At 67.7% G+C, this 15,020-nt stretch carries 7 protein-coding genes; 2 read left to right on the forward strand and 5 right to left on the reverse strand.

Going from position 1 to position 15,020, the window contains the following annotated elements; translation table 11 throughout:
- From FJ386_05760 to FJ386_05780, 5 genes are all read right to left on the reverse strand, one after another.
- On the reverse strand, positions 1-3,586 hold a 3,586-nt coding region (locus FJ386_05760), incomplete at its 3' end, for a hypothetical protein (GenBank protein ID MBM3876209.1).
- 353 nt (positions 3,587-3,939) lie between these two features.
- Positions 3,940-4,662, reverse strand: a complete 723-nt coding sequence (locus tag FJ386_05765; GenBank protein ID MBM3876210.1) for a sel1 repeat family protein — start codon at positions 4,660-4,662, stop codon at positions 3,940-3,942.
- A gap of 6 nt (positions 4,663-4,668) precedes the next feature.
- Positions 4,669-5,784 carry a terpene cyclase/mutase family protein gene (locus FJ386_05770; GenBank protein ID MBM3876211.1) on the reverse strand — a complete coding sequence of 372 codons (1,116 nt, stop codon included), beginning with the start codon at positions 5,782-5,784 and terminating at the stop codon, positions 4,669-4,671.
- A gap of 110 nt (positions 5,785-5,894) precedes the next feature.
- On the reverse strand, positions 5,895-12,290 hold the full coding sequence (locus FJ386_05775; GenBank protein MBM3876212.1) for a hypothetical protein: 6,396 nt from the start codon (positions 12,288-12,290) through the stop codon (positions 5,895-5,897).
- Entirely contained in the window at positions 12,271-12,555 is a 285-nt protein-coding gene (locus tag FJ386_05780) for a hypothetical protein (protein MBM3876213.1), read from the reverse strand. Before FJ386_05780 ends, FJ386_05775 begins: the two co-directional genes overlap by 20 nt.
- A 331-nt stretch (positions 12,556-12,886) precedes the next feature.
- On the opposite strand from FJ386_05780, the gene rpsB reads away from it, so the two are divergent.
- Both rpsB and tsf read left to right on the forward strand, forming a co-directional pair.
- Complete coding sequence (gene rpsB, locus FJ386_05785) at positions 12,887-13,678, forward strand: 30S ribosomal protein S2 (protein ID MBM3876214.1); 792 nt, start codon at positions 12,887-12,889, stop codon at positions 13,676-13,678.
- 93 nt (positions 13,679-13,771) lie between these two features.
- Complete coding sequence (gene tsf, locus FJ386_05790) at positions 13,772-14,629, forward strand: translation elongation factor Ts (GenBank protein ID MBM3876215.1); 858 nt, start codon at positions 13,772-13,774, stop codon at positions 14,627-14,629.
- Positions 14,630-15,020: the final 391 nt, after the last annotated feature.

Raw genomic sequence — 15,020 nt, forward strand, 5'->3', positions numbered from 1 at the left:
CGACGAAGAGGTCTGTGGTCGGGTTGCCCATGAGCGCGATGGCGCGGACGGTGGCGTCGAAGCCGTTGCCGAGGGTGTTGTTGAACGTGTGGTCGAACACGCCCGCGCTGCTCACCTTGGCCAGGCGGTTGATGTGCAGCGTGACGTTCGCGCCGACACCGACGACTCCGGTGGTCTGGATGGAAACGACCCTGACCGTGCCGACAGCCGCAGTTTGAGCGACGTCGGCCGCCGGTCCGCCCACGGCCTTGACGTAAGTGAACGTCGTGGCGTTGACGACCGCGATGGTCGCACCTACGACGTTGAACGCCGGGTCGGTCGTGTCCGTGATGTTGACCGTGCTGAGGGAGACCAGATTGTGCGGGTTGGCCGTCGTGATGGTCGCTCTGGTATTCGCCAAGTCCCACGCATGGGTCGCGATGGCAATGTCAACCGCTGGAATAGTGTAGCTGAAGTTGTTTCCCGCAACCCCAGTCACGACGAATGGCCCGCCATTGAACATCTGAGTCGGGACGGCCGGGTCCACGTTGGCGATCGTCACCACATCGTTAAGCGCCAGATTGTGTCCGGCCGCCGTCAGCGTCGCCGTGGTCTGGCCAGCCAGCGCGCGGGCAGTGACCGTAACCGGATAGCCAAAGCCTGTGGAGAAATCGCCGCCGACATAGATGTTTGGAGTTAGAGAGCCACTTTGATTGTCCACCTTGACCACTTGCACGGTGTTGTTCGGGCCGCCGTTGAGCGCCGTGCCAAATGCCGGGCGCGGAGTGCCATCCGCCGCAGCAAGCCGGGCGAGCCGGATGCTGGTCAAGCTGCCGTTGAAGCTGGTGAAGGAGCCGCCGATGATGACGTCGCCGCTCACCTCGTCCACGTCCACGGCATTCACCGTCCCACCCGCTGCGCCGGTTCCCGGCGAGAAGGACGTGTCGAGCGTGCCGTCGCTGTTGAGGCGCGCCACGTGGTTCCACGCCACGCCGTTGACCGTGGTGAAGGATCCGACGATGACGTACTTCCCCTGTTGCGGGCCACTCGAATAAAAGGCCGAGGCGGTGACGGTGTTGTTGACCCCGATATTCGCGGCAGCGGGATAAATCGCCACGGCGCGGACGGAGCCGTTGGCACCGGTCCAGTTCGGATACGACGCGACGCCGCGGACGGTGGCGTTGGCGCCGGAGCCTGTGGTGAAGTTGCCGGTGTCGAGCAACCCGCCGCTGGTGAGGCGCGCCAGGCGGATGTTGCCCCCGGTGTTGTTGAACGTGGAGTATTCGCCGACCGTGAGGATTCGCCCCGACGGGTCCACGACGGAATTGAGGATGTTGACGTTGTTGATGTTGTTGATGCTCGGGCCGAGGCCAAACGTGGTCAGCGTCAGGTTGATCGTCTCGTTGGGCTCGACGAGCAGGTCCTGGGTGATGGGAACGGCAACGGTGGTGATGTCGGTGGCGGCGAGGCGCAATTCGCGAACGGTCAATTGCGCAAAGCCAATCGCATTCGTGACGCCCGTGTAATCCGAACCGACGGTGGCCGAGCCTCCGCTGGTCGAGAATTTGACCAGCGCAGGCGCGAGGCCTTGCGTGGCGCTGACGGTGTTCGTGCGGAAGATGCGGATGGTCGCCGAACCGCCGCCTTCGCTCACCGAATAGGTCGGTTGTTCGAACTGGATGTTTCCGGGTCCGATGGTGGTCCCGCCGAGCAACCGCGCGACGTTGTGGCGGGGCTTGGCGTGCGTCCATCGCATATTTCCAAACAGGTTCGGATCGTTGTCATTTGCGTTGCCCGGGATGAACGCGAGGATCGGGATCACGGGGTGGGCGGGCGTGGTTCCAGTGACCAGCCGGGAGAAAGGCGCGCCGAAACCCGTGAAACTGCCGCCGACGATCACGTCGCCGCTTTCCTGCACAGCCACGGAGGTCAGGAAGCTGCTCGCGTTGGTCGGCCCGGAATTCCAGTTGAGCAGCGTGTCCATGAACGTCGTGTCCACGACGCCGTTGGTGAAAACACGCAGGATGTTCTTCCGCGCGGTCCCGTCGAAGGATGTGAAGGCACCGACGATGTAGAACCGGTTGGCCGCGGCGTCGAACGTGATCGCGTTGACCGTGTTGTTCGCGCCGCTGCCGGGGTCGAACCCAAGATCAAGCGCCCCGGACGAACTCAGGCGTGCGATGCGGGTTCGGCTGAACTGGTTGAAGGTAAGAAAATCTCCGGCCATGAGGATCCGGTCCGACGCATCCACGAACAGCGCGCGCACGGGGGCGTCGCATCCGGTGCCGGGGTCGAACAGCGTGTCGAGCAGGCCGTTGGTCTGCGCGCGCGCAATGCGGTTGCGGGGGACGGCCCCGTAAGTCGTGAAGTCGCCGCCGATCACCACGCGCCCGGCATTGTCGATCTTCACCGCTCGAACCGCGCCGTTCGCGCCCGCGCCCGGCGTGAACGTGAGGTCGAGCGAACCATTCGTGTTCAGCCGGGCGAGGTTCGTCATGTTCACGCCGTTGAACGATGTGAACTCGCCGCCCACCACCACGCGGCCGTCGGGTTGCAACGCCACCGCGCGAACGGGTCCGTTGAATCCTGCGCCGGGATCAAAAGTGCCGTCCAGCGAGCCGTCCGCATTGAGCCGCGCAATCCGGTTGCGACTCAGACCATTGAAAGAAGTGAAACCGCCGACAACGACAATCTTGTCGAGGAGGGCGCCCGCGTTCGTGTGGATGGCGAGCGCGCTGATGAAGTTGTCGGCGCCCTGCCCTATGACAAACGATGCGTCGAACTGGCCGTCGTTGGTTGCGCGCGCAATCCGGTTTGCAGGAAGCGTGTTGTAGGCGGTGAAATCGCCGACGAGAATCAGGTTGCCCGTGGATTGCAGCGCGACGCCATTGACGTTGTTGTTCGCGCCGGGAAGGACGTTGTTCGGCGGAATGGTGTTGGGGTTGTTGTCGAGGTTCCACGCGCGGTCCAGCGCGCCTGCGGGTTGATCATCATCAACGACGGTCACGCTGCAGACGCCTGTCATGACGTAGGCGCCTCCGGTGAGCGGATGACCGGTTCCTTGGAAGTTTGCGCTCGCGCCGTTATTGCGAATAGGCGGCTGGGCACCATCAACCACGTATTGGGTCACGCCCACGAAGATGTCCTTGTTGAATTCGGCGACGTTGTCGCTCAGCACGGTCACTGTGAAGGTGAGCGGGCCGGGATTGTTGTCGTCGAATGTCAGCGTGCCCGAAGTCGCGGTGTAGTCCACACCTGCGACCGCGTAATCGGAACCGACGCGAAGGTCAATCACGGCCGGAGCGATGCCTGAGTTGATCTGCGGGTTGATCGGTGGATCGGCACGAGTGCCGTCCAACGTGGTCCACGAAACAACCCACGATTGCATCGGCTGGCGTCCCGGTGTGCTCACTTGAAACGTGATGGTCGTTGTGCCGGCAGGCTCCTGAATGTGACTCGGCTGCGACAGCGGACGGCTGATGATGACGTTTTGCGCTCGCGCACCGGGCGCGCTTGCGAGCATGGCGAACAGCGTGAGCAGGAAGAGAAGGACCGCGGCGCGCGATGCGCCGGGGCGTCGTGGCGGAGACTCGATTGGAGGTCTCATAAGCGAAGGGATGAAACGCCCATGACGGGGTTTGAAAACACGACCGGCCCCTGCGAGGAACGGCAATTCGCAGGGGCGGCTATTGAGCGTCAGACGTTTCAACTGAGTGGCCGAGAGCCTAGTCGCCTGCAAGGAATTCAATCAAGTTTATTCACCCCCGGCTGACTACAGAAATGTCCTGAGTGGACGGGAGTTGGAACGGAATTCGGCGGCGATGAAGGATGACGCCGAAGTCGCGGTGACGCGGGATGGGTGGGTAGTGGCTCAATCCGAGTTGTAGAGTCGGCTCTGTGAGCCGACACGTTGGCGCACAGCGCCAACGCTACACCCGTTTCCGCGCGTCCTCCCCCGCGCTACGGGCGACCCTTCACCCCTTCGCTGCCGCTGCTCGGGAGCGTGGGTTGGAAGCCCTGTTCAAGGGCCTTGCGTTTCCAGCGGACGGCTTCGGCATCGTCGCGCGCTACGCCGAAGCCCTGTTCGTAGGCGTATCCGAGGTAGAATTGCCCCTCCGGGTCGCCCTGCTCGGCGGCTTTGCGCAGCCACTCAATCGCGGCGACCGGGTTGCGCTCCGTGCCGTGCGCGTTCCAATACATCTGCCCCAGCTTCGCTTGGGCGCGCGCCGAGCCCTGCTTCGCCGCGTCGCGGTGCTCGCGGAACTGTTGCGCGTAGTCGACCGGCGGCCGCTGGTCGCGCAGGAAGATGTCCGGGCCGTCGACGGGCACCTTGACGATGGCCGGGGCTGGAGGCGCGGCGGGGACGACCGGCGTGACGGAGGGCGCGGTGGCGGGTTGCTCGTGTGGTTTCACGGAAGTGCCGGGTGTGTTGGTTGAAGGCGGAGCCGGGTTCGTGCGCGCGGGCGTGGATCGCGCCTGCGCCGGCGCGCCGGCCGCGCCAGGGGAAGGCGCGGGAGCGTCCTTGCGGCACGCGACGCCGGCGATGAGCAGGACCGCGCACGCGGCCGGGAACACGGGGTTTGGAAAATGGGGACGATGGCTTGCGCTCATGGAATTGAAAGTCGGGTCGTTGGACGGGCACGGCGCGCCGACACTCCCGGCGGATTTTTGTTCCGGGCTCATCGCGGGTCAGTCCTGGTAGATGGGAAGGAAATGGTATTTGACAGAGAGGCTCAGCACCGCGAGCGCCGTGCAATAAACGCGGCCGCAGCCGCGCTCCTGGCCGTCCTCGGCGATCCACGCGCCGTTGGCCTCCTGCTTGGGCAGCAACAGAGACTCGGTCTTGCGCCGCGCGAGGTCGGCGAAGTCGCCGCCGCGCTTGTGCATGCCCTGCGCGTAGTAGTAAATGCCGTAGAAAAACCAGCGGTCGGAGTAGGTGAGCGGGTGCTCTCGCAGCCAGTTCGCCGCGCCGATCACCTCGGGCGCGTCGTATTGCCCGCAGATCTGCATCGCAAGCAATCCCGCCGCCACCATCGCGAAGGTCGGCCCCTGCCCCGGCGTGTAGGCGAAGCCGCTCTTCATGTCCGTCGGGCGTCCCGCGGCATCGCGCCGCGATTCGTAGCTGCGCCGCAAGTAACCCACCGCAAGATCGATCGACTCCTTCGGCACGAGGATGCCCGCGTTCTTCGCCGACCGGAGCGCCATGAGATGCCACACCGAGACCGAGAGGTCGGCGTCGCCCGACTCCGGCGTGTAACGCCAGCCGCCGGTGAAGCGGTGGTCGAACTTGCGCACGCGCTGCGAGCGGAGCGTCAGGTCGATCGCGCGCTGCGTCTTCTCGCGGATCAACCGGTCCTGCGCCTTGTCGATCCCCATCCCGAGCATCTCCGTCAGCGCGAGCGCCGTGATGCCGTGGCCATACATGCGCGACGAGTCATCGCCGCCGAGGTAGCCGGGAAATCCGGCGGCATCCGAACTGCGGTCCGTCGCGGGGCGCACGAGGAATTGCAACGCACGCCGCATGCACTCGCCCTCGCGCGTCGTGTCCGACGGCTGGTTGCCGATCGCCGCGAGCGCCATCACGGACAACGCCGTCATCGGATTGTTGTAGGCGTGGCGCTTGTCGGCGTCGTTGATCGCGCCGCTGCCGTCCTGCGACGCCATCAGGAATTCCACCGCCCGCTGGCAGGCGGTGTCGACCTTGTCGGGCGCGCGCGGCTGAACCGTCTTGCCCGTGAGTTGCGCGCCCGCAGTCCATGCGAATGCAACCGAACACACTCCCGCGAGCAGCGACTTGAAGCCCACGAATCGAACGCAACCCTGAACCCTGAACCCTGAACGCCGAACTCTCCCGTCGGACCCCGCCCCACGCCCGCGCAAATCCAAAGCCCGCCGCCTTGACGATTGCCCGCTCACTACTTCCTCTCCCTCGCCTTCTCGGCCACGACTTTGAAGTAGAGCTCGACCTGCTGCCGGAACTCGCCCGCCACTCCCTCGCGCTGGCCCTCGGCAAGTCCCTGCGCGACCTTCGGCGGCAGCCGGCCCCAATCGCCACCGTCGCGCGCGACTTCGCCCGGCAGCATCCCCTTCGCTCCGCCGCCGCGGGCGGGCGAGAAGTTGCCCGTGCCGCTGCCCGGCGCCTCGTCGTCGCTGTCCGGGCCGCTTTCGCCGGGCACGCTGCCCTTCGCACGCGCGGACATCATCTCGGATTTCTGCGACTTCATCGCCTCCTGCAACGCCTCCGTCGAGGACTTGTTCGACTTGGACGCCGCGCCGCCGGTCCCGTCGGAGCCACCGGGAGGACCCGGCGAATTTCGCTCCGGACTTCCTTTCGTGCCGGCCTTCGAACCCCGCCCCTCCGGCCCGGGACCCGGCGCCTGCATCATGCCCGCGGGCGGGTTCATCTGCGCGTCGAGCTGGTCGAGACCGCGCGCCATCCAGCGCGATTGGGTGGGTGAAAAACTCGCGCCGCCCTGGCCTGCCCCGCCGGATTGCGACTGGCCTTGCGAACCACCCTGCCCCTGCTGACTGCCTTGCGACTGGCCGCCCTGCGCGCCGCCGCCGCGACCGGACTGCGCGCCTTGGGAACCGCCCGAGCCAGACTGGCCGTTCCCCTGCCCCGCTCCCTGCCCTGCGCCGGCGCCTTGTCCGCGGCCGGCGCCCGAACCTTGTTGTGAGCCTTGCTGTGAAGCTGCCGGTTGAGCGCCCGATGGCGCCGGCTGTTGCGCACTGTTCTGGCCGCTTTGCTGGCCACCTTGCTGCGAACCCTGCTGCGCCGACGCCTGCTGGCCCGATGGTTGCGCGCCCTGTTGCGCGCCCTGTTGTGGATCCGGCTGCGCGCCGCTTTGCGATCCGCGCTGCGATGACTGCGTCCCGGTTCCGAGGCGGGATTGCTGTCCCTGCGAGCCGGGTTGCGATGGCTGCTGGGCTCCCGTCGGGGGATGCCCTTGCTGTGAGTTCGGCTGCGCGCTCGCGGATTGCTGCGCGCCAGGTTGCTGCGCGCCCGGTTGCGAAGGGCGCTGCTGCGCCGATTGCTGGCCGGCCGGAGGTTGCGGCTGCTGCGACTGCGAATGCTGCGCAGACGGTTGTCCGCCTTGCTGCTGTCCGCTTTCCGGTTGAGGGCCCTGTGGTTGCAAACCCTGCGCCTGCGAACCCTGCGGCGGTTGGCCCGGATTGTTGGCCATTCCGCCGGGATTCTGCTGGCCCGACGCCGCGCGCTGCGCCTGCTCGCGGCCCGTGTTCGAGGCGTCCACCGCCCGCTGCACGACAGCCGGGTCGTTCGGATTCAGCAACGCCACCACGACGCGCTGCGCGAGAAAGTAAAGGTCTGTGGCCTCCGCCGAGGCCGCGCCGCCCTCGGTCGTGGCCGTGCGCAGCGCAACGAGTTCCTGAGGCGTCGCCGCGGCCGCGGCCGCGGCCGCGGCTTGCGCGAGCTTGTTCGTCGCGGCCACAAACTCGTTCGTCGCCTGTCGGAGCGGCGGGAAGATGGCGTTGACTTCGCGCGCGAGCGGGAGGGTCGGTTGGAAGAAATTCGTCGGCGCGAGCGCCGCGGCGGCCTTGAGCGGAGTGTGCACGCGCTCAAGTTCCGTGTCCGCGCCGGCCCGCCCCTCCTTCGCTGCGCGGACCACGGCGGGGAACGCGTTCGTCGCGAGCGCGCCGAGCCGCTCCGTCAATTCGCGCACGAGGTCGGGAAGCTCCACGCGATTCGTCCGCGCGACCTGCGCCCCGGGCGGCTGTGTTGGCGGCCCCGCCTGCGCGGATTGAAGCGGCGGAGGTTCGTTGAGCGCGCGGGCCAGCGCGGCGTTCTGTTGCTCAAGCTGGCGCTGGGCGGTTTCCATCGCCTGTCGCGCCGCGACCAGACTGCTCGCGGGGCCCAGCGCGTCGAGCGCCGCGCGCATCGGCTCTTGCGCCGTCTGCGCGGTCTCGCGGCCGATCTGCTGAAGCGCCTCGCCTTGCGGTGTGCCGAGGCGCGACTCGTGCCGGCCCGCGCGCTGGATGTCGGCACCGGCCTGGGCGACTTCGTTCGCGAGGTTCATTTGTTCGGTCGCGGCGCGAGCCATGGCTTGATCGGGCGACACGCGGTTCGTGAGCGCCGCGGCGAGTTGTTGCGCGAGCGCGACGAGTTGCGCGGTTTCGCCGGCCACGTGGGCGACCTTCGGTTGCGCGGACTGGATGCCCTGGGTCATTTCGGGCGTCCTCGCGATCTGCTGCATCGCGCGGACGCGGTTCGCGGCGGTCTGCATCTCGGTGGCGGCGACCTGGAGGTTCGGGATCATCTCGCCGACGCTGCGCGCGAGCTGCTCGGGCGGACGCGAGAGGTCCGCGGGCACGCGGCTGATGGCGGTGTTGAGCCCGGCCTGGGCGCGGTTGATTTCGCTCGTGATGAACACTTTCACGTCCGAGAGCTCGCGGTTGAGCGGCGGAAGATCATTGGTGACAAGCCGCCGGGCGCGCGCGACGAGTTGCGCGATTTGAGCCGGGGCGTTGCCGCGTTCGGCCTCACCGCGGGCGGCCTCGGCGAGCCGCCGGGGGATGTCCGCCTGCCGTTGCGCGGCGGACGCGAGCGCGGCGCGGGCGTCCTCGAGCGTCTCGCGCCCGACTTGGCCGAGTTCCTGCCGCATGGCGTTGTTGCGGCGCAATTGGTCTTCGAGTTCGGTCAGCCGTTCACGGTCGGACTTCTGCATCAGCTCGTTGAGCTTCTGCACGGTGTCGTAGTTGCGGTCGAGCGAATCCTTCACGCCGAGTTCCTCCTCGGCGCGGCGCAGCGCGGCGCGGGTGGCGGCGGGGTCACGGCCGGCTTCCATCGCGGCGTAGTGCTGCGCCATCTGGTGAAGGCTCTCGCCGAGTTTCTGCTGCTGTGCCGCGGCCTCGGTGAGCGCGGCCTTTTGGGCGGCGGCATCCTTGAGCGCGGACGCGGCGGCGAGCGCTTCCTGCGCCTTGGGCGGCGGTTCGCGCAACATCGCGATCGCGTCGTCGGCGTCGCGCGAGCGCTCGCGTCCCGCGGGCGTCGCGAGGTCCTGCACGTTGGCGTCGCGGCGGACGGCCTGCTGCAATTCGTCCACTTGCTTGTTCAGCGCGTCCTGCCCCGCGGCGAGCCGGCGAGCGTCGTCGCGCGCGGCGTCATTGCCCGATGGTTGCTGGACGGCGCGCGTGGCCTTTTCCATTTCCTGCGCGGCGCGGGCGAGGCCGGACATCATCTCGCTGAGGCGGGGCGCGGATTGGTCGATGCGCGAGCGCGCCTCGGCGAGCGCGGGCTCGGCTTCGTTGCGCGCCTGCTGGACCGCGTCGGCGAGCTTGTCGAGTTTTGCGCTGGCGTCGGCGGGGCGTTTGGCCGCCATCTGGCGGTCGAGCATTTCGCGGTCGAGTTCGGAGGCGAGCGGATGGCGCGAAGCGTCCAGCGCGGCTTTCGTCGCCTTCTCGGGCAGGCCCGCGGCGCGGACTTCCTTGGGGACGGACTGAAGGCGCTTCGATGCCCATTCCCAATCGCGTGTGCGGCCGGACGCGGCGTCGGGGGAGTCCTTCTCCCAACGCTCGGCCCGCGCAAGCTGGCCGAGGGCATTGTTGAGTTCGCTGATCTGGCGGCCCCCTTCGAGGGTGCGCACGGAGCGCTCCATCTCGCGAAGCGCCTCGGCCTGCCTGGCCATGTCGGCGCTCGCCGCGGCGCGCATCGAGTCGAGTGCCTGCGCGGCTTTCGTGAGGTCGGCTGTGAATTGTGCGTCGGTGTCACGGCGAAGTTCCTCGGCCGTGGCGCGGTCCTTCAACTGCTGGATGGCGGCCTGCATCTGCTCGTCGGCGCGGGCGAACTGGCGTTTCGCCTGCGCATCGAGGAACGGCGACTCGGCGCCGCGTTCCCGCAACGCGCCGGCTTTCTTCGCGGTGTCGGCGGCGACGTCGGCCTCCTTGCGCGCGGCCTCGAGCTTGTTCGCGGATGCACCGGCGATGCGGGCGAGATCCTCGCGGGCCTTGTCGCCGCGGGCGGCGAGTTCCTTCGCGAGCGGGCGCAATTCCGTCGCGGCCAGCTCGACGCCGCGCTGCAGGTTGCGCGCGGCGGGGAGCAACTCGGACGCGGGTTGGTTCGTCCCGACGGCCTTCTCCATCTGGACGCGCGAGAGTTTGAGCAAGTCCTGCGCGCGCCCGGCGCGTTCGGCGATGCCGCGCGGCGCGTGCTTGCGGAGCGGCCCGAACTGATCCTCGGCGGCGGCGGCTTCCTTGACCGCGCCCGCTTGGCGTCGCGCGAGCCGTGTGTAGGCCTGCGGGTCGGATTGCACCTCGGCGGCGGCGCGTGTGTTGATCTTGTCCTGCTCGCGGGCGAGGTAACCAAGGTGTTCGATGAGCGCATCGGCCTCCGCGCCGGCGAGCAGGTCGCGGTGCGAGCCCTCGATGAGCGCCGCGTTGTCCGCAAGCTGCGAGGTGGAGCGGGTGGCCTCGTTGAGCGCGGTGTTGTCGGCGGCGGCGTTTCCCTTGTTCTGCGAAAGCCGGTCGAGGTCGCTGCGCGCGGAGCCGAGGGCGCCGTGACGGAGTTCGCTGAGGGCGCGCGCGAGGGTGGTCAAGTCGGCAGCCTCGCGGCCGGGCGGGGCGGATTTCAAGGCTTCGCGCGTGAGCGCGGCGGCGCGGTCGAGGTGGCGCTCGAGTTCGGCGGCGGCCTTCGACGCGGCGGCGAGCACTTGCTGGCGCTGCAGCGGGTCGCCGCCGCGAATCTTCTGCGCCGCGTCGAACGCAATGGACCGCCGCAACTCGGACGCGCCGACCACGACGCCGGAGAGCGAGTCGTGCAGTGCGCGCTTCGAGTCGAGCGCGGCAAGTCGCGTCGTGTCGAAGCCCGCGGAACCGATGACGACGTGCAGCGTCGCGGACTCGGCGCGGCTGCCCTTCAAGTCGACGGCGGCGAGCTTGGTGTGGACGCGGTCGCCCGGAGAGACCCCGAGCTGGAGCAAGTCCCACCGGCGCGAGACGGGCGCGTTTGTTCCGGCGTTTTCCGCGACGAGTGTCTCGGCCCATGGGCCGTCGTTGATTTGGACGAGCTGGAATACTTTCGCGAGGCCGACGTCGTCGGATGCCGCGCCCAGCAAGGTCACGACCTCCTCGGAGCGCGCGATGAAGTCCTGGCGCGGTGATTCGATGACAACGCGGGGCACGAGGTCGGCGAGCGGGCGGATTTCGTAGACGGGGCTGAACTTGTTCTCGAAGCCCGTCTCCGCGGCGACGAGTTGCACCCGGTAAGTCGCGGCGACGATGACGGGAACTTGCGCCGTGAGCGTGGGCGCGGAGGACACGGGAAGCTGGATGCGGTTTGTCACGCTCTTCGCCTCGATGGAGATGGACGCCTCGCGGACGGGTTGGTTGAGGTGCAGCGTGAGATCGACGCGAGAACCCTCGAGCGCCGTGAGGTCACCATTCTCCTCGCTGACGGCGCGCGGCGGGAGCTTCGTGTAATCGGGTGAATGGAAGACCTTGTCGAAGCGCGCGACGTGCGGCCGCGGGCGTATGCGGAGCTGGAACTTCCCCGTCATCGCGTCGCGCGCGCGGATGCGAAACTCCACGGCGCCGCCGCCGAGCGGGAGTGTGGTGCCGTATTGCCGGCCTTGCAGCAGCGGCATCGCGACCTGCTCGCGTGGCGCGTCCTTCGGGAATGATTCGAGCACCACCTTGTCCGGTTCCGGCCCGGTGACTTCGACGACGATCGGCAGGCTGTCGCCCTGCGCGTGGAAGGCGTGGATGTCCGCGGGCTCGACAAGCCGCAATTGCGTGAGCGAGACGCGCTCGAGATTCGCAGCCGGCGCGAGCGCGCGGGCGACGAGCCGCTCGTAGCGCAGTCCGGGCACGAAGAACAGTCCGGTGACAATGGCCACGGCAATCGCCGCGCCGCGGAGCCACACCGCGATGAGCTGCGGCGGGAGCAGCGAGTCCATTTGCAGGTCTCGCAAGCGATCGGAAACCCCCGCTTGCACGAGCTGGCGAAACTCGGGCGAATCGTGACTCGGCGCGGACTGGCCGAGTTCGACTGCGGAGAGCAAGTCCTCGCGCAAGTCGGGCGCGGCCTTCTCGACGAGGCGCGCGACCTGGCGCGAGTCCGGCACGCGCAGCAAAAGCCGCACGCAGAAAAACCAGACGACGAGTGCCGTGGAAAGATAGACCGCGCCGCTGATGGCGAGCCGCGCAGGCTCGGGCAGCACGAAGAGCCAGTCCACGAGCGCCGCGACCGTCAGCGCGGCCAGGAAGGTGATGAGCCCGCCGCACAAGCCGCGCAGCAGCACGAGCCCGCGCCATCGCCGCGCAAAGGCGTCGAGCTGGCTAGCGATGATCGGATCCATGGCGATGCACCGGACTCCAGCCGCCCGGGGAATTGGAACCAAAACCGTGGACTTCATTCCACGCCTGGCCGTGAGCCGCGCCAACCTCGCGGAACTGGCCTTTGCCCGCGAGTTGATCCGACCGGAGTTTCCATGCGACGAGGTCCGTCATGGTCGGCCGGAATCCCGCGCAGCCGCACGAGCCGACGACGCAGACGGCGACCGCCGACTTGAGCCACGCGCGGGCCGGGAGGTTCGTCGAGACCGTCATGTGCGAAGGGCTCATTGCTAGCTCTGGTGCAGACTAACACGCGCGACCGACGGATGGGAACGGGAAAGAGCGATTGCCCGCTCGGGTCTTTCATGGATGCGGGCGGGCGGCACGGCCGCCCGTTCACGCCGGAAAACCGGGAAGATTTGCATTGCGCGGCCCCCCTGCCCTGTTAGTTTCCCGCCCTTCGCGCCGGGCGGATCGGCCCCACGGCGCGCTGGAAACGGCCTCAACAGTCCCGCCACCGTGTGGCGGCGGGCGGCCACAACAACATCCAACATCAATCCCGAGTTCGCGGGATGGCCTGCGCGGCGCGACCGACGCAGGCTCGCAACCAAAGAACAACATGATCAGCGTTGGCATCAAGGAACTGCTCGAAGCCGGCGTCCATTTCGGACACCAGACCCGCCGTTGGAACCCGAAGATGAAGCGCTTCATCTTCGACGCCCGCAACGGCATCCACATCATCGACCTGAGCCAGACCGTGAAGCAGCTGGATGACGCCTGCACGTTCCTCGGCAGCGTCGTCGGCAAGGGGGGAGAAATCCTGTTCGTCGGCACCAAGAAACAAGCCCAGGAAGCCGTCAAGGAAACCGCGCGCGCAACCGGCCAGCCGTTCGTCACCGGCCGCTGGCTCGGGGGCACGCTGACCAATTTCAAGACCGTCCGCAAATCCATCAAGCGCCTGACCGAACTTGAGCGCATGGAAGCCGACGGCACCATCGGCCAATACGGAAAACAGGAGCAATCCGCCAACCGCCGCGAAGCCGCGCGCATCCTCAAGAACTTCGAGGGCATCCGCGACATGGACGGCCTCCCCGACGCCATGTTCGCCGTCGACATCAAGCGCGAGCACAACGCCGTTGCCGAAGCCCGCCGGCTCCGCATCCCCATTGTCGCCATCGTCGACACCAACTGCGACCCCGACCTCGTCGATTACCCGATCGCCGGCAACGACGACGCACTCCGTTCCGTGCGCATGATCTTTTCCACCGTCGCGCAGGCCGTCACGCAGGCCAAGGCCGAGTATGAGGCGAAATACGGCCGCAAACCCGCGCAACCGGAAGCGCCCGCGGCCGAGGTCGCGCCCGCACCGGCTCCCGCGCCCGAAACCGTCGCAGTCGCCGCCACCGCGTAACGCGCACCGATCTTCGCGGCCGTCGCGGGCTCAAACCGTCCGGCGTTCGACGCATCCTCCATCCCAACCCCAACCCCTCACTCTCCAACCCTCATGGCAGAAATCACCGCATCCGCCGTCGCCAAGCTCCGTGAAATGACCGGCGCCGGCCTCATGGAATGCAAGAAGTCCCTTGTGGAAACCCACGGCGACATCGAGGCCGCCGTGGACTTGCTGCGCAAACGCGGAGTCGCGAGCGCCGCGAAGAAGGCCTCGCGCGCCGCGAACGAAGGTGTCATCTCCCAGCACATCGTCAACGGCGGCCGCGCGGGCGTCATCGTCGAGATCAACTGCGAGACCGACTTCGTGGCGAAGAACGAGACCTTCCGCGCCTGGTGCGATGACATCGCGCGGAAGATCGCCACCGAATCCGGCACCTCCCTTGAGACCGGCCTGGAGGCCGACCGCGTCGCCGCCGTCGCCAAGATTGGCGAGAACATCAAGATATCCCGCCACCAGCGCTTCGAGGTTCAGGGCAGCGGCCTCGTCGCCGCCTACATCCACACCGGCGCGAAAGTCGGCGTGCTCGTCGAAGTCGGCGCGGGTAATCCCGCCACCGTTTCCGGGGACGCCTTCAAACAGCTCGTCCGCGACATCACCCTGCAAATCGCGGCGGCCAGCCCCACGGCGATCCGCCGCGCCGAAGTTCCGGCCACGCTCGTCCAGAAGGAAAAGGAGATCATCGCGCAAAGCGACTCCGTGAAGGGTAAGCCCGCGCAGGCGATGACCAAGATCATCGAAGGCAAGCTCAACAAATTCTACGAGAACTCCTGCCTCCTGGAGCAGGGCTTCGTGAAGAACCCCGACCTCAAGGTCGAGGCCCACGTCGCCTCCGTGTCCAAGCAAATCGGCGACGAGATCACCCTCCGCAGATTCGTGCGTTTCCAGGTCGGCGACGCCCCGGCGGCTTGAGCGGCCGCGGTGAACGTGTGCGCCTTGGGGCTGCGGGGCAACGCGCGCCGGCACCAAGGTCGGCGACACGGCATTTCGACGTCGGAATCTGCGAGTGAAGGCGGCGCGGTGCTGTGCGTCGCTTCCCCCCGCACGACAAAAGTCCGGTGCCCTTCGCACCACGTCTCGGCGCGCCAGTGCAGCACCACGAAACTCCCATCCGCCCGCGCCAGCGCTGCCGCGAAGCTCCAAACCGCGACGCCGTTCTCCACCCGGTTGGGTTCGCCGAGCGGCCGGCCCGTCGCCTCGAACAACTGCCACACGAGCGAACCGCCCTTTTGCCAACCCGTGCCCTCGGCCCACGCGAGCAGGCGTTCTCCCTTGGGGTTCACGGCGACTGACGGCTTGCCCG

Source organism: Verrucomicrobiota bacterium, assembly GCA_016871675.1.
In the GTDB taxonomy this organism is placed as follows: Bacteria; Verrucomicrobiota; Verrucomicrobiia; order Limisphaerales; family VHCN01; genus VHCN01.